Here is a 24989-nt window from a genome sequence, read left to right as displayed (position 1 = left end):
CTGTAACAGGAAGCCTATAAAGGTTTCCTGTTTTTTTATGAGTGTAAGAGGACTTTCGCACTGATAAGTCGAAACTATTCAATGATAGATGAGGAGAAAATGGAGATAAAGGAGTTTTTCTATTGAACCAAGCATTGCTCGTGATTGATGCCCAGCAGGAATTAATCGAAGGAAATGAAGGAGAACAAGCTGTTTTTCAAAAAGATACACTGATTGAAAACATTAATCGGGTCATCCAAAAGGCAACCGAAGCGGGCGCACATCTCGTCTTTATACGGGATAAGGATGTCGGAGGCGGGGAAGGTGACGGATTCCAGGTTCATAGGGAGATCCATGTTCCGGACAATGCCGCTGTGTATGATAAATTAGCAACCAATTCGTTTTATGGTACGCCATTACTAAGCTTTTTAAAAGACAATAAGGTTGAACATGTCGTAATTATGGGATGCCAAACGGAATATTGTATTGACACCGCTGTTCGGTATGCAACGGTTAATGGATTGGACGTTACCCTGGTAGCAGATGGTCACTCGACGAAGGATTCACCCGTGTTAAAGGCTGAACAAATCATCAAGCATCACAACAAGGCTTTGGACGGTCATTATAATGTAGATCATTTCTCCGACGTCAGACAATCTGATGAAGAGCTGTTTCAGCCAAAGCATGATTTTTATCGGGAGAAATACGGAATGTAGAATAGGAAAAGCTCATTTTGTCTGGCAGAAAGCAGATGGAATGGGCTTTTTTTGTTCCCGAATTGAAGTGTTTTCTCATTTGGATTCACCCCTGATATGCTATAGTAGTAGCATATCAGGGGCAGGTCCCGTCTTTCTTTCATAATGACAAAGGAGGAACAATGAGAATGTATGATTTAGTTCAGAAAGTACGAGAAGAAAATCCATTAGTACATAATATAACGAACGTAGTAGTCACGAATTTTACGGCCAATGGTTTACTGGCTATCGGGGCATCTCCGGTGATGGCCTATGCGAAAGAAGAAGTAGGGGATATGGCGAAGTTGGCAGGGGCCCTTGTCCTCAACATTGGAACCTTATCGACAGACATCATCGATAGCATGATCATCGCTGGAAAAGCGGCAAATGAAAAAGGGGTACCTGTTATTTTGGATCCGGTTGGAGCAGGGGCCACTTTATTCCGCACCGAGATGGCAAGGAAAATCCTACATGAAGTGAATGTCTCCATCTTAAGAGGGAATGCAGCCGAAGTGGCTCATGTTGCAGGAGAACAATGGTCCATTAAAGGTGTAGACGCCGGTTCAGATGGGGGAGACACGGTGGAATTAGCCCAGAAGGTGGCGGCGCAATTGGATTGTACTGTTGTCATAACCGGGAAAACAGATATCATCTCAAACCTGCAAGGGACTTATTCAGTAGCGAATGGTCATCCGATCTTAACGAAGGTCACCGGGACGGGCTGTTTATTATCTTCGGTTATCGGTGCGTTTGCAGCTATTGAGAAAGATTTATTAAAAGCTTCTGTAACGGCAGTCGCCATTTATGGAATAGCTGCAGAAAATGCAGCACGTGTCACTTCTGAAACGGGTCCGGGAAGTTTTCAAATTGAATTCATCGATCAACTTTCCTCCATTCGTGAAGAAGATGCTGCACTTGCAAAAGTAGAGAAAATCTAAAGGGGAGGGGTGCTACTATCATGACGATCTATAAGGCATTGACGATAGCAGGTTCAGATAGTGGAGGAGGAGCCGGCATTCAAGCCGATATAAAAACTTTTCAGGAGCTTGGTTCCTATGGGATGTCGGTCATCACTGCCGTAACCGCTCAAAACACATTAGGCGTTCAAGGCGTGTATCCGGTTTCCATGGAAGGAATCGTTCAGCAATTGGATGCGATTGGCCAAGACCTTGGACCCCATGCGGCAAAAACGGGCATGCTGCATTCAGGAGAAGTCATTGAGGCGGTAAGTGAACGGATCCATCATTATGGATGGGAGAATCTTGTGGTGGATCCTGTCATGATCGCAAAAGGCGGAGCCAAACTTTTACAAGATGAAGCCATTCGGGCATTAAAGGAACAATTAATACCGCTTTCTGCTGTCATTACTCCCAATTTACCTGAAGCAGAAGTCATCACCGGGATAAAGATTGAAACAATGGACGATCGAAAAGATGCCTCTAAGATGCTGATTGAAATGGGTGCCAAATCAGTCGTCATAAAAGGTGGACATGCCGATGGCGAGCAGGTGATCGACCTCTTTTATGATGGGGTCACATTCGAGGAAATGGTTTCTCCAAGAATGGATACGTCTCATACCCATGGTACAGGATGCACCTTTTCGGCTGCGATTACTGCTCAATTGGCTAAAGGAATGGATATCCGGGAAGCGGTCAAGACGGCTAAAGCGTTTATCCGGGCAGCCATTGAAAACCCGCTCGGTATTGGAAATGGTCATGGTCCGACGAATCATTGGGCTTACAATAAGAAGACATTTGGTGAATGTAAATGATGGATAAACGAGAACAATTAGAGGATTTTCTTACTCTTTATTTTATTATGGGGAGTACAAACTGCTTGAAAGATCCGGTCCGTGTGTTAGAACAGGCAATTGAAGGAGGGATAACCCTCTTTCAATTCCGGGAAAAAGGCTTGGGTGCCTTAGAAGGACAGGAAAAGATGAAACTTGCTGAAAAACTGCAGAAGGTGTGTAAGGTCGCCGGGATCCCTTTTATCATCAATGACGATGTGGAATTGGCTTTAGCCATTGAGGCTGACGGGGTTCATATCGGTCAGGAAGATGAAAGGGCAAGTATAGTACGGGAAAAAATCGGTCATAAATGGCTTGGGGTTTCCACTCATACACTTGCGGAAGCGCAGCAGGCGATTGCCGATGGGGCGGATTACTTAGGTCTTGGTCCCATCTATCCCACCCTTTCAAAAGACGATACAGTCAAAATTCACGGATTGGACATCATCAAAAGTTTTCGAATAAACGATATTCCTATCCCGATTGTGGGGATTGGAGGCATCAGTTCAATGAATGCCAAAGAAGTCATTGATGCTGGTGCGGACGGAATATCGGTGATCTCAGCTATTTCAGGTGCCGAAAACATCACCGAAGCGGCGAGAGAATTGAAGAGAGCCGTTCGTCCCACCCGATAAATAGGAAACCAGGCCTGCCCCAACGCGTTAGTTCAATGAACGTGTTGGGGCAGGCCTTATTTGACATTCAAAAAAATACCAATTAAAATATGAATAGATTCATAAATGAACTTGTTCACTTTTTTGAGAGGAGCAACAACATGGCAGGATTACGTGAAGATAAAAAACGGCAAACACAGCAGAACATAATGGAAGCGGCGAAACATATTTTTTCTGAGAAGGGATACCAACAAGCTTCGATGGTTGAAATTGCAAAAGATGCAGGAGTAGGAACCGGGACCATTTATAATTATTTTCCTTCTAAGGGATCATTGCTGCTCCGCATTTTTTCAGAAGAAGCCGAGGGGATGAAGGGAGCCCTCGATGATCCATACGAGGATGAAGGTGATTTAGTACAGAGTGTGATTGGAGCCATGCACGGGTTTGCGGAGTTATTCCAGCACTATCCGAAAGCGTTTTGGCGTGAACTGTTTCACGTGATGACGGAGGAAGTGGAGGAAAGTATTCGACTGAGGCAGGGGTTATTCGGCATCGATGAAGAGATGATGAAATGGATCATGTTTATGATCGAAAGCCATTCTGGTTGTTTTCTCGTCAAGGTTGACCCACAGGAAGCGGCCTATGCCATCTATAGTGCAGCCATGTCGGATACGATGTTTTACATGTATAACGAATCCATGAGTCACGTAGAGTACAAAGAACAACTATCGAGGCATATACGATTTTTATTTGAAGGGAAGATAAAATCGGGAAAGAAGGAATGAAGATGAGCATCTTGAGTATCAATGGAGTTCATAAAACCTATCAGAGCGGCCAAACGACCTTTCAAGCCCTCACGGATATTCACATGCAAGTGGAGAAAGGGGAAATCGTCGTCATTCTCGGTCCTTCCGGTTCGGGGAAGTCCACCTTGTTAAATGCCATAGGCGGAATTGATGGAATTGATTCCGGGAGTATTAAGATCAATGAGAAGGATATCACCAAGTTAAATGATCGTCATCTCGTGGATTATAGAAGGGAAGACGTTGGATTTGTTTTTCAAATGTATAATCTGATCCCTAATTTAACGGTCTATGAAAATATCGAATTGACGGCGAATATCAGTCGGGAAGCATTGTCTATTCCAGAGGTGATTGATGCCGTAGGATTGTCGGGGATGGAGGATCGCTTTCCACGGGAATTAAGCGGCGGACAGCAGCAGCGTGTATCGATTGCCCGTGCCGTCGTGAAAGCTCCGAAACTATTATTATGTGACGAACCGACGGGGGCTTTGGATTCCGGTACATCGAAAGAAATTTTGCAGCTGATAGAGAAGGTGAATAAAGAGTTTAACACGACAGTCCTCATCATTACACATAATCAGGCGATTAAAAGCATGGCGGACCGGGTCATCACACTTAAGGATGGAAAAATTGAAACAAACTTTGTCAATGAACATCAAACCTCTGCTGAAGGGGTTGAGTGGTGATGCCTCTTCGGAAAAAACGCTTTAGGACCATTATGGAAAAAAAGGCGCAGTTTTTCTCTGCGTGGTTTCTGATTGTGATCAGCTCCATTGTGTTTTACTCGTTTACCGCAGCTGGAGCGAATCTCATTGATCATTTACAGATGTTTTTTAAGGAGAATAAGGTTGAAGATGCTCAATTCATTACACAAGAGCCTTTGAAAGATATCAATGGGATTGAAAAACAGAATGGGGCAGAAATTGAGGAGAGGTATGTAGCGGATATTCCATACAGTAAAGATACGACACTCAGGGTGTTGGATGCCACAGACGATGTTAATCTCCATTCTGTCGTTGAAGGTGAAAACCTGTCCTCGGAGCGGGATATCTTAGTGGATAAAGGTTTTGCCAACGCACATGACATTTCAATTGGAAACGAGGTTGAACTGGGAGGGGAAACGTTCCGAGTTGCAGGATATGTGGCGATCCCGGATTATATCTATCCCTTAAAGGAGGAAGCTGGCTTTCTGAAAAATCCTGATGCATTCGGTGTCGCGGTCGTAAAACAATCTGTTTTACAAAAATGGGAAGACCATCAGATTTACTATAGTGTCCGCTTTTCAGATGCCTCCCCGGAAGAACTGAAGAAGCAAATCAATCAAACGAATCAGATCATTAAATGGACAGATAAAAAAGATAATAATCGCATTTCCTTCATCAAAGGGGATATTGCCGGTGTCAAAAAGATGGGACAATTTCTTCCGGTAGGCATTTTGTTCATTAGTATGGTGATCATTCTCATATTATTGTGGCGTTTAATGAAAAAAGAATATGTTCAAATCGGTACATTGTATGCCCTTGGCTACAGGAAAAGGGAAATTATCCGGCATTATCTCTCCTATGCAGGGATTCTTGCCATATCAGGAAGTGTCGTGGGTACGATCCTTGGCTGGGTATGCTTGCATCCATTGCTATCAACTTTTGCAGCTTATTATAATCTGCCTGTATTAGAAGTGAAACCACATATGGGTTATTTGTTTACTAGCTTATTGTTACCACTTATTCTGTTCATCCCGTTAACCTATTATTTGGTTCAACGTGTCTTGAAGATCCCACCCGTAAGTTTAATAAAAGGTGGGGAACGAAAGGTGAAAGTAAGCAGAATGGAGCGGTTATTTAAACTGAAGAAGCTGCCGTTCGGCCGGAAGTTCGTGCTCCGGGAAATCATGCGAAACCTTCCAAGAGCCCTCTTCTTGATCATCGGTGTCATGTTTGCCTCGTTATTATTGTTGTTCGGCTTCGTCACGAAGAACTCTATGGAGTACCTGGTGACCGATAATTTTCAACAAGTGTACGACTATGAGTATAGCTATCTATTTAAAGCTCCCCAGACCGCCGAGCCCGAATCGGGACAGATCGGAGCTGTGGCGCCATTTATCACAGATAAGGAGAGCGTGACGATCACTGGGCTTAAGCCGGATAATACGGCCATTAGGTTAGTGGGCTCCAATGGGGAAAAGCTCACATTCAATTCAGTCATCATGAATAAATCCCTCTCAGATAAATTAGGGATTCAAGAAGGAGACTCCATTCATGTGACAAATGAATGGACGGACAAATCCTTTACCCTCACCATTGACCACATAGCAGAATCGTATCTCGGAAGTATGATCTATATGCCACTGGATGAATTCAACCAATTAAATGACTATCCTTCAGGGAGTTATACGGAGATTTATTCAAACAAAGAACTCACGATACCACAAGAAAAACTCGTGTCGACAACCGAATCATCAGACACGGTCGACGGATTCAAGGAAATGATCAAGCCGTTGAACTATAGTGTGGGAGCGATTGCCATTGTTGCTGCCATCATTGCGGTCATCATCATCTATATACTGATTTCATTATTAATTGAGGAAAATTCATTCAAAATTTCACTCATGAAAGTCATCGGTTATCGGGAGAAATCAATCATGAACATGATGATCGGCTACAATATTTGGTTTATCATCCTTGGATTTGTCATAGGTATACCCGTGACACTCCTATCAATTTCAGCCTTTATGAATTCGATCACATCTGAGATGAATGTGACGATTCCCGTCAAGCTGGATTGGATGAGTGTCCTCATCAGTTTTATCATCATCATCGCATCATATTATGTATCCCTATGGCTGAATCATCGGAAGTTGAAAGGGATTTCTATGAAGGAAGCGATTAACCGGAGTACGGAATAGAAACGGTAGTTTGACGTTAAACGGATAAAAGGGTACGAGGCATTAAGAATGCCACGTACCCTTTTATCGTTATCGTTCGATTCCCTGACAAACAGGACAAAAGTAAAGCCTTCTTGAAGCAGCCACCGTCTTCTCGATTTCACTTCCACACTTGAAGCAAGCGGCTCCTTCCCTGTTAAAGACCCAGTGACGATAGCGGGAACGCTTCACTCCTTGGCCTTTCAGTTTCTGTGCAAGGTCGAGATCATTGGTGATCCCACCAGTCTTATACGATTGACTCACTAAATCCTTGATGCTATGTGCCGCTTTCTTCAATTGCTTAACTGTGCAGTCGACTGGCCTGAAGGAAGGATGTATACCAGCGACAAACATGATTTCAGATCTCAAATAATTTCCGATTCCTGCTACGAAACCTTGATCCAGCAATAGAATCGACCATTTGCGGTTACGGAATCGTTTGTCCTTCATCCGTTCCATCAGCTCATCTACTGATACCTCTTCGCTTAAAAGATCGGGTCCCACTTTTGAGACGAATGGGTGCCCGGGCACTTCTTCGTCACGAAGAACCTCTATATCGGATGCACTATAGAGAAGTGCCGATTTATTCTCATTATGTATGGCCAATCGGAGCTGGCGATTTGTTTTCGGGTAGTTATATGTGTTTCTGATATACCACTTCCCGTAAAGCTGATTGTGGGAGTAGATGGTATATCCATTGTTAAAGCGGATGAGCATGGCTTTTCCTTTCGTATCGACTCTTGACACCTTTGCCCCCTTTAGAAAATCCCCGTAGTCTTCTAAATGAGGGAAGGCAAAATAAATATCTTCGACGGTTTTATTTTTTAGAGCACGTTCAACGGAATCTGCGGCTCTTCTGATTTCCGGACCTTCTGGCATGATCTATACTCCTTTTTAGTATAGATGTTCCCCGTCTTACTCCGATATAATCTTTCAAACTGTTTCTACTTTGGAAAAAGATTAAAAGCCCAAGCATCATCACTTGGGCTTTCGATTTTTTGAAGAATGAGTCACACCAATTATTTAATCGAAAATGTCTCTTTCATCAACAGATCCTCTGGTGATTCCCCGATTTGATCTTGATGGAAGTAATCTCTGATGACTCCATCCTTTAAATAGTTGACAATTGAGACCATTGTCATACCTTGATCTAAAGCGAGGTAGGCGTTTGTCACTTCACCCGTTTCCACATTAACTGAGTCAAGGAAGCCGTATTTCCCGTACATATCGAAACGTTTCAACGCTTTGATATTTTTGAATGCTTCCATCGGTGCGTATTCAAGTGCAAGGAATGTTGCATGCGGTGTGACAGTGCCATCTGACTTATAACCGTCCATTCCTAGAGGTGTAGCGGCAAATTCTGAATAATTATCCGGTGTGGCTGCTGGTGACATGCCCCAGGCAGCATACCCTTGCTCTTTAGCATATTGAATCTGGATGTCTACATGACGCTTATTGTTCAAGCCGAGTGCGTTCTTCCCAAGTTCTTTCTCCTTCAGTACAAGCTGTGGCATCAATGCTTCAAACATGCTTCCTCCCCAGCTTGGTACATATTTAGTGCCCTTGTAACTGTAATGTCCTTCAAAAACATCTACACCGTCATATGTTTCTGTATATCCTTCAGGAATTTGAGCCTGCCAATCCCAGCTTTCAGGCATGGTACGGAACATTCTCCACCAATGTTCTTCCGGTACGTCCTCTTTTCCGATCGCGATGTAGCTTGCCACGCGGGGTTCCGTATAAAAGGCACCGTAATGGTGAGAAGTATAGCTCTCGGTTGCTACATCATATCCGCCTCGCATTTGTCCTACTTCCGGTGTGTAAAGAGTGGAATAATCCATGTCCTCTACTAATGCGTGGGCCTCTTCATAGAGTTCCGGATACGCTTGTCCCACTACAATGAGACCTGCAGACAGCCATCCATTATCTACAGTTGAGATGAATTGACCCCAATCCGTCATAAGCGTTGCATCTTCTGTAAAGTACCAGTTGTAAAATAACCCGTTCCATTTTTCCATATCTTTTAATGAATTCAACGTCTTTCCGATGTTAGTCACGGCTTCTTCACGTGAGATCAAGCCGACTTCCTCAGCTGAAATCGTACTCATCATATACATGGCAATGTTCGTAGGAGAGGTGAATTTCTGGGCATTGATCTCCCCGTTATCCATACGGACGGCATCATACGTGAGTCCCGTTTTTTCATCTGTAAAATCCTCGAAGTATCGATAGGTATTCTTTGAAATCGCTTTCAATTGTTTGGATAAAGCGATCTCTTTTCCTTTGTTTGAGTGCTTTGCAGAAGCCGCTGCAGGGAGCGTGGCGCTGACGATAAGCAATAAAGCTAACAGCAACGAAAAATATTTCTTCACATTTGACACTTCCTTTCCATTTGGTGAAACGTTTCGATTAAAAGTATACAAGAGTGAGCAGTAGACGTATATCACTCAATAGTAGCAATTATCTGAAAATAACACATAGGTATATAACCTCTTTCTTGAGTCTTTTATACTAGTATCCATCGGCAGATAAACGCTAGATACAGACTCGTTCCCAAATCTAAGGTGCTGCAGTGTTATTGATTTCTATTAAAAAAAGGATATTTTCCCATTATGTAGAAAGTCATAAATACATAGTCAATAGGGGTGAGCAGGATGCAGGGGTTTGATTATAAAAACTACGACGGTTTAGGGCTCGCAGAATTAGTGAAGAAAAAAGAAGTTCATCCTAAAGAATTGGTTGAAGAAGCCATTAAAATAACAGAAGCCCACAACCCGAAGTTGAACGCAGTGATTCATAAAATGTATGAACAGGCGAGGGAGGTTGCAGACAAAGAGCTTACTGGAGCATTCGCCGGTGTACCGGTGCTATTGAAAAATATCACTCAGGAAATAGAAGGGGAGCCTATGACAGCAGGTTCAAGATCGCTTCGAACCTACCGCGCGAAGACAGATTCAGAGTACACCAGGAGATTGCGGGAAGCAGGCGTGGTTATTCTGGGGCAAACGAATGTGCCTGAATTTGCTCTAGTGGCTGTTACAGAGCCTTCACATCACGGTGCGACAAGAAATCCTTGGAACTTGGATTATACGCCTGGAGGTTCGAGTGGCGGTTCAGCTGCTGCGGTAGCATCCGGCATTGTTCCGATCGCGGGGGCAAACGATGGTGGGGGATCAATCAGAATCCCGGCTGCTTATTGCGGGTTATTTGGTTTGAAACCAACCAGAGGAAGAACACCAGTTGGTCCAACCTACGGAAGAACTTGGCAAGGGGCCTCTGTTGAGCATGTTTTAACCCGATCGGTCAGGGATAGTGCTGCCATGCTGGATGAATTAACAACATATGAAAAGTCTGCTGCTTTCTATGCCCCCCCGTTTGAAGGGAGCTACATGGAAGCATCGAAAACTCCGATAGGCAAGAAATTAAGGATTGCCTATTCCACAGCTTCTCCCATAGGTACTGAAGTTCATCCCGAGTGTGAAAAGGCTGTTGCGAAAGCTGCTAAATTACTAGAGTCCATGGGCCACTATGTGGAAGAAAGAGAGGTGCCGGTGGAAGGACATAAGATTGCGAGAAGTTTTTTAACCATGTATTTTGGTGAAACCGCTGCATTGTTAACTTCATTAGAAGAAGTGCTTGGACGAAAAGCTACTTACGCTGATGTGGAACCCTCTACCTGGCTCCTGGGTTTGATTGGAAAGGCCACCCCTGCAGATGAATTCATCCTGAGTATTAGGGAGTGGGATAAAGCAACTTATCAAATGGAAACATTTCATGAAACGTATGATTTCTACCTTACTCCTACAACGGCTTTCCCCCCAGCCAAAATAGGAGAATTGGAACCAACCCACTCAGAGAAATTCTTGATCAGTTCAATAGGGAAATTGGGACTCAGGGGACTGTTAAAAAAGATAGGAATCGTTGATCAATTAGCACAGAAGAATCTGATGCGTACCCCTTTTACACAGTTGGCCAATTTAACAGGACAGCCGGCCATGTCACTCCCCATACATCAAACTTCTGAAGGACTGCCGGTCGGAGTCCAGGTGATGGCAGCGAAAGGCAGAGAGGATTTGCTGTTGCAATTGGCTGGAGAGATTGAGAAGTCTGATTATTGGTTGCAAATAGAGAAAAATCCTATGTTTTAAAAAGAGGAGGGGCGCGGGGACAGGTTCCTTGTCCCAACTCCCTTTTTATGACTGGGACAGTTAACCTGTCCCCCTGTCCCACCCCCTCTGACTTTCCTCCTATTCAATCATCCCGACAATCCTCTCACAAATCTCATGGGTTACCAGTGAATCCTCAATCGATGGGTCAGGGGCTGTACCATTTTCCACACAGTCTATGAAATGATCCACTAAATCATAAAACCCGCGCTTATATAAAGTAGGCTCCCAATCTCCAAATGAAGAAAAGCTGACCTCTTTATTATGATAATGAGTCGTTTCAACGAGACTGTTGACGACATATTTATGATGGCCTGCCGAGTACTCGATGATTTCTTCCGTCACACCGCCGTCCCGGTTCATGATTCCGACTGAGGTGCACTCCTTGCCGATGAGCTGGACGACTAAGTGGTGGAGCATGTCATCTTTTTTTAGAGACTGAACCTTTACATCCTGGACTTCTGTATCCATTAAGAATCGCAGAGTATCCACAACATGGATAAAATCTTCTACGACGAACCTTCTGGCGAAATCAGGTAAAGCATATCTGTTTTTTTGCATAAGAAGAAAGCTCGGTTTTCCATGTTCTTTAAGGTCTCTTACTTTTGGTATGAATCGTCTGTTGAAGCCAACCATAGCGATTTTTCCACTCTCTTTTGCGAGCTGGACGATTCTTTCGGTTTCGTGAATGTTCAAGGAAATCGGCTTATCTATGTATACGTTGATCCCATTCTTTAGTAGTTTTTCCGTTATTTCAAAGTGGGCTTCGGTAGCCGTACTTACAAATGCTGCGTCAATATTGGTAGCAATCAGTTCTTCAACACTCTGAACCTTTTCCTGGATTCGATATTTAGTTGCAAGAGCATTTAGAGTTTCGGCATTCCTTGTGCAAAGCACGAGTTCGATTCCTTCTTTTTCAGTAAGAACTGGCAGGTAGGCTTTCTTGGCGATATCTCCTAATCCGATAAGTCCGATTTTCATGTTTTTCACCCCGTTGTTTTTTTGTTTAACGTTCTTTCATTATATTATTCTCAATTTATATATCAAATCTAAGGCTGTACAAGATGCCCATTATGTTGGGGTGATTCCACTAAAACACGAACATTAAAATTAAAACTTATAATAAAATTCGTATTTTTGTTGATTATCATAGAGAGGTTTGTTATATTATCCATGTACTAATTACATATAGTTACTCGTATATCCTCGGTAATATGGTCTGAGTGTTTCTACCTGGTTCCCATTATAAGAACTGGACTACGAGTTGAAGTATTCGGTTTTACGGTTTTTTGCCGTTGCCATTTTGTGATGGGCATTCCCATCATTCACGTATACTTTAACTTCGAAGGTCTGGAAAGTAGAAACCACTCTACATGTTCTAGATCTTTTTCTTTTGGGCAGAACAACGAGATATCACCATCAAGAAAAAACGAAAAAGGAGAGATTGTGATGAAAAAGAAACTGGCTTTATTTGTATCATTATCCGCACTCGCATTATCCTTATTTACTGGATGCAGTTCCACTTCACAGACTGCAGCTAAGGAAGAAGAGGCAGAGAGACCCATTATGATTCAAGGTCCAATGCCGATTGAAGCTGAAAAGTTTGCAGGGAAATTAGAAAATGTGAAAGAAGAAAAATCGGGATCATTTGTTTTTTACATAGGAACGCTTGATGATTATCCTGTCATCGTTGCCAAAACCGGTAAAGGGATGGAAAACACGGCAGCGGCTACTGCGGTAGCCATTGAGAAATACGATCCGATCGCTATCATCAACCAAGGAACATCAGGTGGACATGACCCTGAACTACATGTATTTGATATCGTATTAGGAGAAAGAACCGTTAACCTGGGTTCATTGAAAACAGCTGACAAAGCTGATAACGAAGGAATTTATCCAACCGTCTGGAAGCCGATGGACTTAATGGCTTCTGAAGGCAGTGCAGGTGAAGACCCAAATGCTGAGAAAATCCGATACTACGATGGAGACGAGGACTTACTCCAAGCTGCCAAAGCAGTAAAGGATACCTACACCGATGGAAAGATCGTCGAAGGTACCATCGGTTCTGCCGACGTGTGGAATAATGAAGTGGACCGCATTCAATGGTTCCATGAGAAATACGGTACTTCTGTAGAGGAAATGGAAGGGGCTGCAGCAGCACAGATTGCAGGTGCTTATGATGTAGCGTTCCTGGGAATCCGTGTACTGTCCAATAACAAGACAAATGGTGGAGCATACAACCCTGAAACTGCATCTTCGAACCAGGAGTATGTCTATGAAGTGGTGAAAGAGTATATTTCCATGATGGAAACTAAATAAGCTGAGGGCCTGACCCCGGTGCATGAATGCGATGGCATGCCGGGGGTCAGGTCTTTTTTTATGTTACAATGGTCTAATGCAACACAACATTTTTATCATCACACGGAGTTGATCATAATAGAAACGAAAAAATATATCTATCATTATTCTTGGGAACCGAACGAAGAATCCTTATGCGCCTTGGAAAGAAGAGTGTTATTCGGAAAAAGTTCTGAATCTAGCATTCTGGAAAGTTCAGTGAAAATAGACCCCAGCAGAAGTCCATTTATTCGAGAGAGACTCGAGATTATCTGCGAGGGGAATGAGTTTGAAGAATTACTTGAAGAAATAGAAGAGTTAGAAGCACTTGATGGGTTCAAGGTCGTTTTTGTTCAAAATCTTGATACCGATAGAGTAGGCTTCAAACAGCTTCGCAAGATCGAAAAAGAAGTAGGATTGCATCTAAAGGGTGAAGCGGAGTTAGTCGATCCGGACATTTGGTTCGGGGTGATGAAGACCAATGATCGCTGGGTGTTTGGCAAATATGTGAGAAATGAAGCGGTTTGGCTGCACCATGTGAAAAAGCCGCACAGCTATTCGACTGCACTCAGTACTCGTGTGGCAAGAGCTGTCGTGAATATCGCAGCACCTAATCCTGAAGGAATCAAAATGATCGATCCGTGCTGCGGGATAGGGACGGTCCTTGTCGAGGCACTATCCATGGGAATCAATATCGTCGGAAGTGACCGCAATCCATTGATCCTCGATGGAGTGAAAGAGAATATCGCTCATTTTGGATACAAAGGGGATGTCTCTTTAAAGGATATTAACGACGTAACGGACAACTATGATGCAGCTGTGATCGATCTACCCTACAATCTTTGTTCAGTTATTACAGATGACGAGCAGCTTGAAATGCTCCGCAGTGCGAGACGATTTGCAGCGAAGGTCGTGATTGTTACCTTGGAAGATGTGGATGCGAATATTGAAAAAGCCGGCTTCGAGATTGTGGATCGTTGTGAAGTGAGTAAAGGAAGATTTGTCCGGCAGATCCTGGTCTGCAAATGATAGAGAATTGAGAGAGTGTGGAGGGTTTTTTCCATGCTCTTTTTTTATGGGAACCTCAGGTACTTTGAAGTACCTATCCCACAAAAAAGTACCTACTTCTCAAGCTCTCTTCCATCGTTCATACTATGTCCAGGTTCTTCTCGTGAGGACCATTCATTTTATGAAAAAGGAGAGTGTAGGTATGAGCGTCCAATCTATCACTTTAAATAATAAAGTAATAATGCCGGAACTGGGATATGGGGTTTTCCGTGTGGATGACGGCCCGAAGCTTGCATCGGCAGTACAGACAGCGATCAAAATGGGGTATCGCAGTATCGATACAGCAGCGATTTATGGAAATGAAGAGAGTGTCGGGAAAGGCATCAATAAAGCGATTGAAGCTGGACTTGTTACCCGGGAGGAACTGTTTGTCACTTCAAAAGTTTGGAATGACGGCCTTTCCTACGATGAAACGATCGCGGCTTATGAAGAAAGCATAAAGAAAATGGGGCTCGACTATCTGGATCTTTATCTGATTCACTGGCCAGGTAAAGAGAAGTATATGGAGTCCTGGAAAGCTCTTGAATCCCTTTATAAGGAGGGGCGGATCAAAGCAATCGGTGTGAGTAACTTCCAAATTCATCACTTGGAACAATTACTACAGGTTGCAGAAATCACGCCGGTTATTAACCAGATTGAATTCCATCCTAAGCTGATTCAAACCGAAGTAAGAGATTTCTGCAGGAAACACAATATTCAAGTCGAAGCGTGGTCTCCGCTTATGAATGCAGAGCTATTAAGCAATGAAATCATTAAAGGGATTGCTCAGGCCCATGGTAAATCACCTGCTCAAGTGATACTGCGCTGGGATCTCCAACACGGAGTCCTCACAATTCCAAAGTCTATGACGGAGTCCAGAATTCAAGAAAACATTTCTATATATGATTTTGAATTAACTTCTGAACAAATGAATCAACTAGATGCATTAAATGAAGATTTCCGCAGTGGCCCGGATCCTGATGAGTTCGATTTTTAATGAGTGAATAGTACAAAGGAGGATGACCTGAAGAAAAACTTTGGGCCATCCTCTTTATTTAATCTGTAGCTGATACAAGAGTATTGAAGAACTTTTTTTATAAACCTCTCTAAAAAATCCCCCAAACAAGAATATTTTTCTAATCACAAAAAATAATATAACCAATTGGAAACGTGAAAAAATTATTGTGAATCCAGCAATATCAACGGTTTGAGCAATTGTGCGATCATGACAAATTCTCCCTTATGACATTTGTCATACCCAGCATATGACACCTACTACTAACGCGATGATATCGCTTATCCTATAATGAATCCAACGCCTTAAATGAAGGGAATTATGACATGACTAATATAAAAACGTTGAAAAAAGAAGTTGCTCCTTATGAAAAGTCAACAACAAAGGAAAGTGTATGGCAAATCATCAACACACTGGGGCCATTCTTTCTATTATGGTTTCTTGCGTATCAAAGCCTTTCGGTATCGTACTGGCTGGCACTCGTTCCAATCGTGATCGCTGCAGGATTCTTAACACGAATCTTCATTATCTTTCATGATTGTACCCATTTCTCTTTCTTTAAAAGCCGTCGTGTAAACCGAATCGTCGGAACAGTTATGGGTGTGTTAACGCTATTCCCGTTCGATCAGTGGGGACATGATCACGCCGTCCATCACGCGACAAGTGGAAATCTGGATAAGCGTGGAACAGGTGACATCTGGACACTGACGATTGATGAATATTTAGCAGCACCTCTTAAGATTCGTTTAGCGTATCGCTTTTATCGCAATCCGTTCGTTATGTTTGTGTTAGGACCGATTTATGTATTCCTTCTGAAAAATAGATTTAACCGTAAAAATGCACGTAAGAAAGAACGTAACAACACGTATTTAGTGAACGTGATCATCGTGGCCCTTATCTCACTACTATGCGTAACACTGGGCTGGCAGGAATTCCTCCTTGTACAAGGATCTATCTTTATGGTTTCAGGATCGATCGGTATTTGGTTGTTCTACGTTCAGCATACGTTTGAAGATTCGTATTTTGAAGAGGACAAAGAATGGCAATATGTGTTGGCGGCTGTTGAAGGAAGCTCCTTCTATAAGCTTCCAAAAATCATGCAGTTCCTGACAGGTAACATCGGTTATCACCATATTCACCATCTAAGTCCAAGAGTGCCGAACTACAAACTCGAAGAAGCACATAAAAACTCAGAGCCATTACAGAAAGTGCCAACAATCTCACTTCTGACAAGCTTAAAATCATTACGATTCAAGCTTTGGGATGAAGAAAACAAAACGTTTGTAAGTTTTAGAGGCATTAAGTCCCTGGATAAGTCAAAATCAAGAATTTCAACTGAAGCCAAACCTGAATTATAATCCTGACCGACTCTCCTTATGATCGCTTCATATAAGGGGAGTCTTTACATGATAAGGCCTTTAAAAGGAGTGAACCTACATGATTCGAATCGTCATTGCAGAGGATCAGGAATTATTACGAGGAACCCTGTCCTCCATCCTCAACCTGGAAGAAGACATGGAAGTAGTCGGCCAGGCAAAGGATGGGCAAGAAGCACTCGCCCTTGTCCACGAATTACTACCGGACCTCTTTATCATGGATATTGAAATGCTTGAGAGGGACGGACCTCTGGAAGCTGTGAAGACAGTGGGATGTCATCTGCTTGTATTAACGACATTTCCGAAAGAGGGATATTTAGAGCGAGCTCACCAATTCGGTGCAGGCGGGTACTTACTAAAGGACAGTCCAAGTGAAGAGCTGACTTCCTCGATTCACAGCATAGTGGAGGGGAAGCGGGTTTATTCTTCGAAGTTAACCGAAGAGGATGAGGAGTCTCAGGAGTCTGGTTCATTCCACATTCCCCACCCACCAGGCCCGGTGAAGAACTATTTTACAATGATTATGGATAAGATGAAGTCACCAGCAGGGTGAAAACCTGATAAAGGGCCTGACCCCCACTTGCGTTAACAATTAACGCGGTGGAGGTCAGGCCCTTTAAAGTTTTACCATTCCTTCGGTTCATAATCCAAATCCTGAAACAATCGCGTCTTCTCTTTCTTAGAAAGGTCGCGCCATTGTCCCACAGGCAGATTCCCCAGTTGAATATTCATGATGCGTGTGCGCTGCAGTCTGTAGACCTCATATCCAAGGACCTCACACATACGGCGGATCTGTCGATTCAATCCTTGAGTCAACGTGATTTGGAACACGTATTTTGACACCTGCTCCACTTTACAAGGCAGAGTTTTCGTACCAAGAATCTTAACGCCCTCTGACATCTGCTTTAAGAATTCCTCTGAAATCGGGCGGTCAACAGTGACAATATATTCTTTCTCGTGCTGATTTTCCGCACGGAGGATTTCATTGACGATATCCCCGTCGTTCGTCAGAAGAATCAAGCCATCTGAGTCTTTATCCAGTCGCCCAATATTGAAAATTCGCAGGGGATGATTGACGAGATCCACGATATTCCCCTTGACACCCTTTTCAGTAGTACTCGTAATCCCAACAGGTTTATTTAATGCAATATACACATTATTTCTTGCTACCCGGACAGGAGCTCCGCTAACTTTCACATCATCCCCGGGATTTACTTGATCGCCAATCTTCGCGGTCTTCCCGTTGATGGTCACTCTTCCTTCGGTAATCAATTTATCTGCACCGCGTCTGGATGCCTTTCCAGCCTCGCTTATATACTTATTGATACGCATGCTCAACACAACCTTAAACTGATAATTAATAATCTAAGAATATCGGACTGGCACTTTATTTTCAAGGGATTCCCCTAAATAGATCCCGCGCAGGCGGGCTATCCTATGAAAGATAAAAAAGCGAACTTTTTTTAAAATTCCCCCTTTACATTTACGCAGCGTCAACCTGTAAAGTAAGAATTGTCAGGAGGTGACATCATGGAATATACCGTCAAGAAACTTGGAGAGATTGCTGGGGTGAGCACGAGGACCCTGCGCTACTATGATGAAATTGAGATTCTGAAGCCCGCCAGGACCAATTCGTCAGGATACCGGATATACGGGCAGAAGGAAGTCGATCGCCTGCAGCAGATCCTCTTTTACAAAGAACTGGGTGTAGGACTGGACGAGATCAAGGATATTCTTGATGATCCTGCCTTTGATGCAACAGATGCTTTGATGGAACACCGCGGAAGGCTATTGGCTAGACGAGAGCAGCTTGATCAATTGATTTCAAATGTAGATAAAACATTACGTGTAAAGGAAGGGAGAATCACCATGTCGGATAAAGAAAAGTTTGAAGGGTTCAAGGAGAAAATGGTGGAAGATAATGAGAAAAAGTACGGGAAAGAAGTGCGGGGAAAATACGGCGACAAGGCAGTGGACGAATCCAACGCCAGAGTCATGAACATGTCTCAGGAAGACCATGAAAAGGTTACAGCACTTGAGCAGGAAATTAAACAAACCTTAGGGGTAGCATTTCAAACCGGTAATCCCGCAAGCGACGCTGCCCAGAAAGCCGCTGACCTTCATAAGCAGTGGATCTCGTTCTACTGGGGGCATTACAGTAAAGACGCCCATGCAGGCCTTGCACAGATGTACGTGGATGATGAACGGTTCAAGGCTTATTATGACACTGAACAAGACGGAGTGGCCGAGTTTTTGCGGGATGCGATTCACATCTATACAGGACAGAAGAAAGAAGTGGAATAAACAAGAAGTACTCTCCTACACCAATAAGTGTTATGATATGGAGACGAACGTGAAAGAACGAACCTTATCATAACGGAGTGAAAAAATGAGTAAACCAAAGAAAAAGAGCGGAACAGGCCAAGGCACTGGAAAGAAAGGCTGGAATCGCTGGCAGGCCGGGGCGAATAAGAAAAAGAGTAACAAGCCTTATACAAGTAAAGGCGTGAAGCATGGGAGTAAGCAGGAAGATAAGTAATAATATGTAAGTCCATTTTCTTTCGGGGAAGTGGACTTTTTATATAGGAAGTTGAAGGATTTATAAAAAGCATTTGCTATTTTTACGATTTCCTGTTATTCTAAGAAAGAATTATTTTTGTTCGGTCTGTAAGGAATGAAAGTATTTAAACTTTTCGCCTTTGATATCTAATTGAGCAATAATAGTAATAAATCGTGGATTTGAGTCCACACAGGAGGATACACACATGCAAGAAGGTACAGTAAAATGGTTTAACGCAGAAAAAGGTTTCGGTTTCATCGAAATCGAAGGTGGAGAAGATGTATTCGTACATTTCTCAGCTATCCAAGGCGAAGGATTTAAATCTTTAGACGAAGGTCAAAAAGTTACATTTGACACTGAACAAGGTCAACGTGGACTTCAAGCGACTAACGTAAACAAAATCTAATTGCTTTGAAAAAGGACCCTCCCCGAGGGTCCTTTTTTATTTTTTAGAAAAGGTGCCGTGCGTTTGACACCAATTAAGCTGATGCATATTTCATGAGTCCTTGAATGTAGACAGAAGCCTCCTTCTCCGTAAATTCCCTGATCTTGATCTTGCCTTCTTTTTCTAATTCTGCTGCGGCTCTTGTGATGGTTTCTCTCTCTTCACTTGATTGCACAGGAAGTTCAATCGAAAAAAAATTCCCTCGACTCGCCTTACTGAGAGTGTTGAGTAAACCGATTTTATTCATTGTTCCAACTCCTTTTTTTATTCTTTCGACAATGTCGGCGGATACTCCTCTAAGAAGAAAGGTTTTTGGGGATTTCCGAACGGATTTGCTTTTTAGCAAAATATCTGTTACTCTTAGTAGGAATTATTTTTGTTCGGTCTGTAAGGAAAGAATAAGTTTTAAACTTTTCGCCTTTGATATCTAATTGAGCAACGATAGTAATAAATCGTGGATGAAACATCCACACAGGAGGAAATACACATGCAAGAAGGTACAGTAAAATGGTTTAACGCAGAAAAAGGTTTCGGTTTCATCGAAATCGAAGGTGGAGAAGATGTATTCGTACATTTCTCAGCTATCCAAGGCGAAGGATTTAAATCTTTAGACGAAGGTCAAAAAGTTACATTTGACACTGAGCAAGGTCAACGTGGACTTCAAGCGACTAACGTTGTTAAAGCGTAATAGCTTTTAAGAAAAAGGACTCTCTCAGTAGGGTCCTTTTTTTATTGTTGCCATCGGTAGAAGTGGGGGTTATTTGTATGGTGCATGCTGAACGAGCCGCCTCCGCTTTTGGTGACATCTAGCTCCGGCGGCTAGAGGCTCGAGGTCATAAGTCAAACATGCCAAAAAGGCAAAGAGCGCCTTTCCGGCATGTTCGCCTTATGCTTGTCGCCTCTGGTCCAGCCGCCTACGCTTTTGGTGACATCCAGCTCCGGCGGCTAGAGGCTCGAGGTCATAAGTCAAACATGCCAAAAAGGCAAAGAGCGCCTTTCCGGCATGTTCGCCTTATGCTTGTCGCCTCTGGTCCAGCCGCCTACGCTTTTGGTGACATCCAGCTCCGGCGGCTAGCCCCTCGAGGTCATAAGCTAAATTGGCCAAGAAGGCAAAGGGCGCCTTCCCGGCCAATTCATCTTATGCTTGTCGGGGCTGAACGATCCGCCTCCGCTTTTGGTGACATCCAGCTCCGGCGGCTAGAGGCTCGAGGTCATAAGTCAAACATGCCAAAAAGGCAAAGAGCGCCTTTCCGGCATGTTCGCCTTATGCTTGTCGCCTCTGGGCAAGCCGCCTCCGCTTTTGGATATAAAAAGGGACCGACAGCGTTCGTCGGTCCCGGAGACAACATGTTACAAGTTAAAAATGGTTAGGTAAAGCATAACACACTATTGGTGGAATACCTAAAGATATTTGAAAAGAATTTGCAGAGGGGATTTTTCCATTGAATAGAATCGACACTTTCCTATGAGAATAAGATTAAATGAAGGAATAAATGAGGTATTGAAATGAGTATAAAGCAATTTAAGGATTATAAGCTTAGTGATGATATTGTAAGGGCTCTATCCGATTTAGGCTATCAGGCTCCAACTGAGGTTCAGTCCAAGGTACTTCCATTGGCTCTGGAGAAGGAGGATCTTGTTGTGCGTTCCCAAACAGGAAGCGGTAAGACAGCCTCTTTTGGGATTCCGATTTGTGAGTTGGTAGCATGGGAAGAAAATAAGCCTCAGGCACTTGTCCTGACGCCAACCCGTGAACTCGCGGTCCAAGTGAAAGAAGATCTCACGAACATAGGGAGATATAAGCGAATCAAAGCGGCTGCAGTGTATGGGAAATCTCCTTTTCACCGACAAAAGCTTGAGCTTAAGCAGAAAAATCATGTCGTAGTCGGCACTCCCGGTCGTGTTCTCGATCATATTGAAAAAGGAACATTTCCACTGGATAAGCTTGAGTACCTTGTTATCGACGAAGCCGATGAGATGCTGAACATGGGATTTATCGAACAGGTGGAAGCGATTATTCAGGAGTTGCCAGCAGACCGGGTAACGTTGACATTCTCTGCTACATTACCTGAGGATGTCGAAGCACTTTGCCATAAATATATGAAAAAACCTGTTCATATTGAAATTAAGGCAACGGGCATTACAACAGATAAGATTGATCATTCCATGATCGAAGTGAAAGAGGATGACAAGCTGACTCTTCTGAAAAACGTGACAACCGTTGAGAATCCCGATAGCTGCATCATTTTTTGCCGAACAAAAGAAAATGTGGATACATTATGTGATGAGTTGGACCGATCAGGGTATCCCGTTGATAAAATTCATGGCGGTATGATTCAGGAAGCGCGCTTTGAAGTGATGGACGATTTTAAAAGAGGGGAATTCAGGTATCTGATCGCTACCGATGTGGCGGCGCGTGGAATTGATATCGAAAATATTACCCACGTCATCAATTATGATATCCCTATGGAGAAAGAAAGTTATGTTCACCGCACAGGAAGAACGGGGCGCGCAGGTTCTGCAGGAAAGGCGATCACCTTCTGCACACCGTATGAAGACAAATTCCTCGCAGAGATTGAAGACTATATCGGATTTGCGATTCCAAAGCTGCAGCCTCCGACACAAGACACAGTGGCAAAAGCAAAGGCGGATTTTGAACGTAAATTAGACACGGAACCTGATTTTAAATCAGACAAAAGTGAGCATTTGAACAGAGACATCATGAAGCTCTATTTCAATGGTGGAAAGAAAAAGAAAATCAGGGCAGTCGATTTCGTCGGAACTATTGCGAAAATCGAAGGAGTGAGCGCTGATGACATCGGCATCATCACCATTCAGGAAAACCTTTCCTACGTGGAGATTTTGAATGGGAAAGGACCGCTGGTATTGCATGCGATGAAGAAAACCACCGTTAAGGGTAAAATGTTGAAGGTTCATGAAGCGAGAAAATAATTAAGTTGGTGGGCCTTCTCTAAAGAGGGGGCCATTTTTATAAAGATCAAATCCTGCAAATTGGTGCACGATAAGTCGGGTTGCTTTATTTCTATCTTGCTATTCTATTGATGAGGAGGTAGTGGAAATGGATTCATTGAGGAATATGAATGACGCTATACGGTACATCGAAGAGAACCTGACTGAAGAAATCAATTTTGAAAAAGTCGCTCAGCGTGCGTATTGCTCGGAGTATCACTTTAAACGGATGTTTTCGTTCCTTGCGGGGATTCCCTTATCGGAATACATCAGGCGCCGCCGTTTGACCCTGGCAGCTCTTGAACTGCAAAACAGCGACGTAAAGGTAATCGATATTGCCATAAAATATGGCTATTCTTCACCCGATTCCTTTACGAGGGCGTTCCAAAAAATGCATGGGATCACTCCGTCACAAGCGAGTGGCCATTCACTCAAAGCATTTCCACCTATGACCTTCCAGTTATCCATCAGAGGAGGCAATGAAATGAATTATCGAATTGTAGAGAAAGAAGCGTTTTCCATTGTAGGTATCATGAAGCGGGTGCCAATTATCTTTAATGGGGTGAATCCTGAAATTGCAGCCATGTGGCAGAGTTTGGACGAGGACATGATCAAGAGATTTAAGAGCATATCAAATGTGGAACCACAAGGATTGGTTAGTGCATCCGTCAATTTTTCCGAAGGCAGGATGGAAGAAAAGGGGGAGCTCGATCATTATATAGGGGCTGCTACAACAGAGGAATGTCCCAACGGCTTATCGAAACTTGAAGTTCCCGATTTGACATGGGCTGTTTTCGAAGCGGTCGGTCCATTTCCCGACACTTTGCAACATGTGTGGGGGCGGATCTACTCTGAATGGTTCCCGTCTTCAAGCTATGAACAAGCGGAGGGACCGGAGATGTTGTGGAATGAGAGTAAGGACGTTGGATCGGATACGTTTAGAAGTGAAATATGAATACCGGTTAGGAAAAAGTAAGGAAAAGGCAGCGAATTCATTTGGATTCGCTGCTTTTTTTAGGATGGGTGGTTTATCAGCGAAACCAGATATTCAAAGATAGACATAACCAACGTTATAGAAAAATAATGTTGTAATCGTTTTCAAGCTGTTGTATTATTCAGTTAAAGGAAATCCGAAACGTTTTGGGAGATGTGCAAGTGACTACAATTAAAGATATTGCAAGAGTAGCTGGGGTATCCGTTACGACGGTGTCAAGAGCGTTAAATGGATATTCTGATGTCAACGAAGACACGAGAAGGAAGATTGCAGAAGTTGCGAAGGAGTTAAATTATAGTCCGAATTCGATTGCCCGAAGTCTGGTCATGAAGAAGTCGAAAACGATTGGTTTACTTGTTTCCGGATTCACGAAGGAAAGTGTGAAGGATAATTTCATCGTGGAAGTGCTGGCAGGGATTAATGAGTTTGTTTCAGGTGCGGACTACGATCTTGTTTTATTCAACACCAATTCTTCGAAGCAGCGGGAAAAGACGTATACACAACTTTGCAGAGAAAGAAGGGTGGATGGGGTCATTATCCAGGGGATTCGAACCGATGATCCTTATCTACATGAAGTCGTCGAAAGTGATATTCCTTGCGTATTAATTGATATTCCCCTTGAGTCCGGGAATGTGAGTCATGTGACGACTGATAATGTATTAGGGGCTGAAAAAGCCGTTCAGCATTTACTCGACAATGGACACAAGAACATTGGGATGATTAATGGACATGAGTTTGCGTTTGTTAGTCAGCAGAGATTGGAAGGGTATAAAAACGCTTTGCAAGGAGCTCAGGTCGAACTCAATACCAAATACGTCGTAAATGGAGAGTTTACAGAAGAAAGTGGTAAGAAAGCGGCTAACGCGTTATTAACCTCACATCCTGAAATAACAGCATTATTTTGCGCAAGTGATTTAATGGCCATCGGTGCGATGAGTGCAGCGAAAGAGTTGAAGATACAGGTACCGGAAAAACTTTCGATTGTCGGATATGATGATATTTTATTAGCTTCCTATGTTAGTCCCAAGCTGACAACCATCCAACAAAATAAGTTTCAGCTCGGGTATGAAGGGGCAAGATTATTGCTGGACTTGTTATCAAATCAGTCCAAGGCCCACCGAATGGTGTTGGAGACGAAGTTAATCAAAAGAGAAAGTACAAATCATAGAAATGAATAAACGTTGGTGAAAATCTAAAAGCCAACTTTTATTCAGGGGATTATCCGAAACGTTTTGGGATA

Annotated in this window: 25 protein-coding genes and 1 riboswitch; of the genes, 20 read left to right on the top strand and 5 right to left on the bottom strand. The window is 43.2% G+C overall.

Annotated elements, in window-relative coordinates:
* The first annotated feature begins 122 nt into the window (after positions 1-122).
* The 7 genes from ACXAF2_RS14435 to ACXAF2_RS14405 all read left to right on the top strand — a co-directional run bounded on the left by ACXAF2_RS14435 (position 123) and on the right by ACXAF2_RS14405 (position 6821).
* A complete protein-coding gene (locus ACXAF2_RS14435) occupies positions 123-695 on the top strand; it encodes a cysteine hydrolase family protein (protein ID WP_475139647.1) in 573 nt (190 codons plus the stop codon).
* Between the two features lie 161 nt (positions 696-856).
* Positions 857-1651 (top strand): hydroxyethylthiazole kinase, encoded by a 795-nt coding sequence (gene thiM, locus ACXAF2_RS14430; RefSeq protein ID WP_475139646.1) that lies wholly within the window; start codon positions 857-859, stop codon positions 1649-1651.
* Between the two features lie 20 nt (positions 1652-1671).
* On the top strand, positions 1672-2484 hold the full coding sequence (gene thiD / locus ACXAF2_RS14425) for a bifunctional hydroxymethylpyrimidine kinase/phosphomethylpyrimidine kinase (RefSeq protein WP_475139644.1): 813 nt from the start codon (positions 1672-1674) through the stop codon (positions 2482-2484).
* Entirely contained in the window at positions 2481-3137 is a 657-nt protein-coding gene (gene thiE / locus ACXAF2_RS14420; RefSeq protein WP_475139643.1) for a thiamine phosphate synthase, read from the top strand. Before thiD ends, thiE begins: the two co-directional genes overlap by 4 nt.
* Positions 3138-3277: 140 nt before the next feature.
* On the top strand, positions 3278-3901 hold the full coding sequence (locus ACXAF2_RS14415) for a TetR/AcrR family transcriptional regulator (RefSeq protein ID WP_475139641.1): 624 nt from the start codon (positions 3278-3280) through the stop codon (positions 3899-3901).
* A 2-nt stretch (positions 3902-3903) separates the two neighbouring features.
* A complete protein-coding gene (locus ACXAF2_RS14410; protein WP_475139640.1) occupies positions 3904-4605 on the top strand; it encodes an ABC transporter ATP-binding protein in 702 nt (233 codons plus the stop codon).
* Positions 4605-6821 carry an ABC transporter permease gene (locus ACXAF2_RS14405; protein ID WP_475139638.1) on the top strand — a complete coding sequence of 739 codons (2217 nt, stop codon included), beginning with the start codon at positions 4605-4607 and terminating at the stop codon, positions 6819-6821. Before ACXAF2_RS14410 ends, ACXAF2_RS14405 begins: the two co-directional genes overlap by 1 nt.
* A 69-nt stretch (positions 6822-6890) precedes the next feature.
* On the opposite strand, the gene nei is transcribed toward ACXAF2_RS14405, so the two are convergent.
* Both nei and ACXAF2_RS14395 read right to left on the bottom strand, forming a co-directional pair.
* Positions 6891-7718, bottom strand: a complete 828-nt coding sequence (gene nei / locus ACXAF2_RS14400; RefSeq protein WP_475139636.1) for an endonuclease VIII — start codon at positions 7716-7718, stop codon at positions 6891-6893.
* A gap of 140 nt (positions 7719-7858) precedes the next feature.
* Positions 7859-9211, bottom strand: coding sequence for a glucoamylase family protein (locus ACXAF2_RS14395; protein WP_475139634.1), 1353 nt, complete (start codon positions 9209-9211; stop codon positions 7859-7861).
* A 282-nt stretch (positions 9212-9493) separates the two neighbouring features.
* Here ACXAF2_RS14395 and ACXAF2_RS14390 point away from each other — a divergent pair, with 282 nt between their 5' ends.
* Positions 9494-10987 carry an amidase gene (locus ACXAF2_RS14390; protein ID WP_475139632.1) on the top strand — a complete coding sequence of 498 codons (1494 nt, stop codon included), beginning with the start codon at positions 9494-9496 and terminating at the stop codon, positions 10985-10987.
* A gap of 99 nt (positions 10988-11086) precedes the next feature.
* On the opposite strand, the gene ACXAF2_RS14385 is transcribed toward ACXAF2_RS14390, so the two are convergent.
* A complete protein-coding gene (locus ACXAF2_RS14385) occupies positions 11087-11986 on the bottom strand; it encodes a Gfo/Idh/MocA family protein (RefSeq protein WP_475139631.1) in 900 nt (299 codons plus the stop codon).
* A gap of 195 nt (positions 11987-12181) precedes the next feature.
* Positions 12182-12285, top strand: a riboswitch (purine riboswitch).
* Between the two features lie 169 nt (positions 12286-12454).
* On the opposite strand from ACXAF2_RS14385, the gene ACXAF2_RS14380 reads away from it, so the two are divergent.
* The 5 genes from ACXAF2_RS14380 (at position 12455) to ACXAF2_RS14360 (ending at position 17333) form a co-directional block, all read left to right on the top strand.
* On the top strand, positions 12455-13324 hold the full coding sequence (locus ACXAF2_RS14380; protein WP_475139629.1) for a 5'-methylthioadenosine/S-adenosylhomocysteine nucleosidase: 870 nt from the start codon (positions 12455-12457) through the stop codon (positions 13322-13324).
* Between the two features lie 60 nt (positions 13325-13384).
* Complete coding sequence (locus tag ACXAF2_RS14375; protein ID WP_475139627.1) at positions 13385-14371, top strand: TRM11 family SAM-dependent methyltransferase; 987 nt, start codon at positions 13385-13387, stop codon at positions 14369-14371.
* A 181-nt stretch (positions 14372-14552) separates the two neighbouring features.
* Positions 14553-15386 (top strand): aldo/keto reductase, encoded by an 834-nt coding sequence (locus tag ACXAF2_RS14370; RefSeq protein WP_475139625.1) that lies wholly within the window; start codon positions 14553-14555, stop codon positions 15384-15386.
* A gap of 344 nt (positions 15387-15730) precedes the next feature.
* Positions 15731-16762, top strand: coding sequence for a Delta(5) desaturase DesA (desA, locus tag ACXAF2_RS14365; protein ID WP_475139623.1), 1032 nt, complete (start codon positions 15731-15733; stop codon positions 16760-16762).
* Positions 16763-16841: 79 nt separating this feature from the next.
* Complete coding sequence (locus ACXAF2_RS14360; protein ID WP_475139622.1) at positions 16842-17333, top strand: response regulator; 492 nt, start codon at positions 16842-16844, stop codon at positions 17331-17333.
* A gap of 71 nt (positions 17334-17404) precedes the next feature.
* Here the strand turns inward: ACXAF2_RS14360 and rluF are convergent, their stop codons facing one another.
* Entirely contained in the window at positions 17405-18112 is a 708-nt protein-coding gene (gene rluF / locus ACXAF2_RS14355) for a 23S rRNA pseudouridine(2604) synthase RluF (RefSeq protein WP_475139620.1), read from the bottom strand.
* A gap of 198 nt (positions 18113-18310) precedes the next feature.
* Here rluF and ACXAF2_RS14350 point away from each other — a divergent pair, with 198 nt between their 5' ends.
* The 3 genes from ACXAF2_RS14350 to ACXAF2_RS14340 all read left to right on the top strand — a co-directional run bounded on the left by ACXAF2_RS14350 (position 18311) and on the right by ACXAF2_RS14340 (position 19746).
* Positions 18311-19084: a MerR family transcriptional regulator gene (locus ACXAF2_RS14350; protein ID WP_475139619.1), complete on the top strand. Its 774-nt coding sequence runs from the start codon at positions 18311-18313 to the stop codon at positions 19082-19084.
* A gap of 85 nt (positions 19085-19169) precedes the next feature.
* A complete protein-coding gene (locus tag ACXAF2_RS14345; RefSeq protein ID WP_082051258.1) occupies positions 19170-19319 on the top strand; it encodes a DUF3934 family protein in 150 nt (49 codons plus the stop codon).
* Between the two features lie 226 nt (positions 19320-19545).
* Positions 19546-19746, top strand: coding sequence for a cold-shock protein (locus tag ACXAF2_RS14340; RefSeq protein ID WP_206853758.1), 201 nt, complete (start codon positions 19546-19548; stop codon positions 19744-19746).
* Between the two features lie 73 nt (positions 19747-19819).
* Here ACXAF2_RS14340 and ACXAF2_RS14335 read toward each other — a convergent pair whose 3' ends face one another.
* Complete coding sequence (locus tag ACXAF2_RS14335; protein ID WP_475139617.1) at positions 19820-20032, bottom strand: hypothetical protein; 213 nt, start codon at positions 20030-20032, stop codon at positions 19820-19822.
* A gap of 240 nt (positions 20033-20272) precedes the next feature.
* On the opposite strand from ACXAF2_RS14335, the gene ACXAF2_RS14330 reads away from it, so the two are divergent.
* The 4 genes from ACXAF2_RS14330 to ACXAF2_RS14315 all read left to right on the top strand — a co-directional run bounded on the left by ACXAF2_RS14330 (position 20273) and on the right by ACXAF2_RS14315 (position 24927).
* Positions 20273-20473, top strand: coding sequence for a cold-shock protein (locus ACXAF2_RS14330; RefSeq protein WP_034762315.1), 201 nt, complete (start codon positions 20273-20275; stop codon positions 20471-20473).
* Between the two features lie 818 nt (positions 20474-21291).
* Positions 21292-22737, top strand: coding sequence for a DEAD/DEAH box helicase (locus ACXAF2_RS14325; protein ID WP_475139615.1), 1446 nt, complete (start codon positions 21292-21294; stop codon positions 22735-22737).
* Between the two features lie 127 nt (positions 22738-22864).
* On the top strand, positions 22865-23710 hold the full coding sequence (locus tag ACXAF2_RS14320) for an AraC family transcriptional regulator (RefSeq protein WP_475139613.1): 846 nt from the start codon (positions 22865-22867) through the stop codon (positions 23708-23710).
* Between the two features lie 200 nt (positions 23711-23910).
* Positions 23911-24927, top strand: a complete 1017-nt coding sequence (locus tag ACXAF2_RS14315) for a LacI family DNA-binding transcriptional regulator (protein ID WP_475139612.1) — start codon at positions 23911-23913, stop codon at positions 24925-24927.
* The last annotated feature ends 62 nt before the right edge of the window (positions 24928-24989 follow it).

It is taken from the genome of Rossellomorea sp. ABR4_004, from assembly GCF_056159585.1.
Note: the sequence above shows the minus strand (reverse complement) of the source record. Positions and strands in the feature narration are given on the sequence as shown.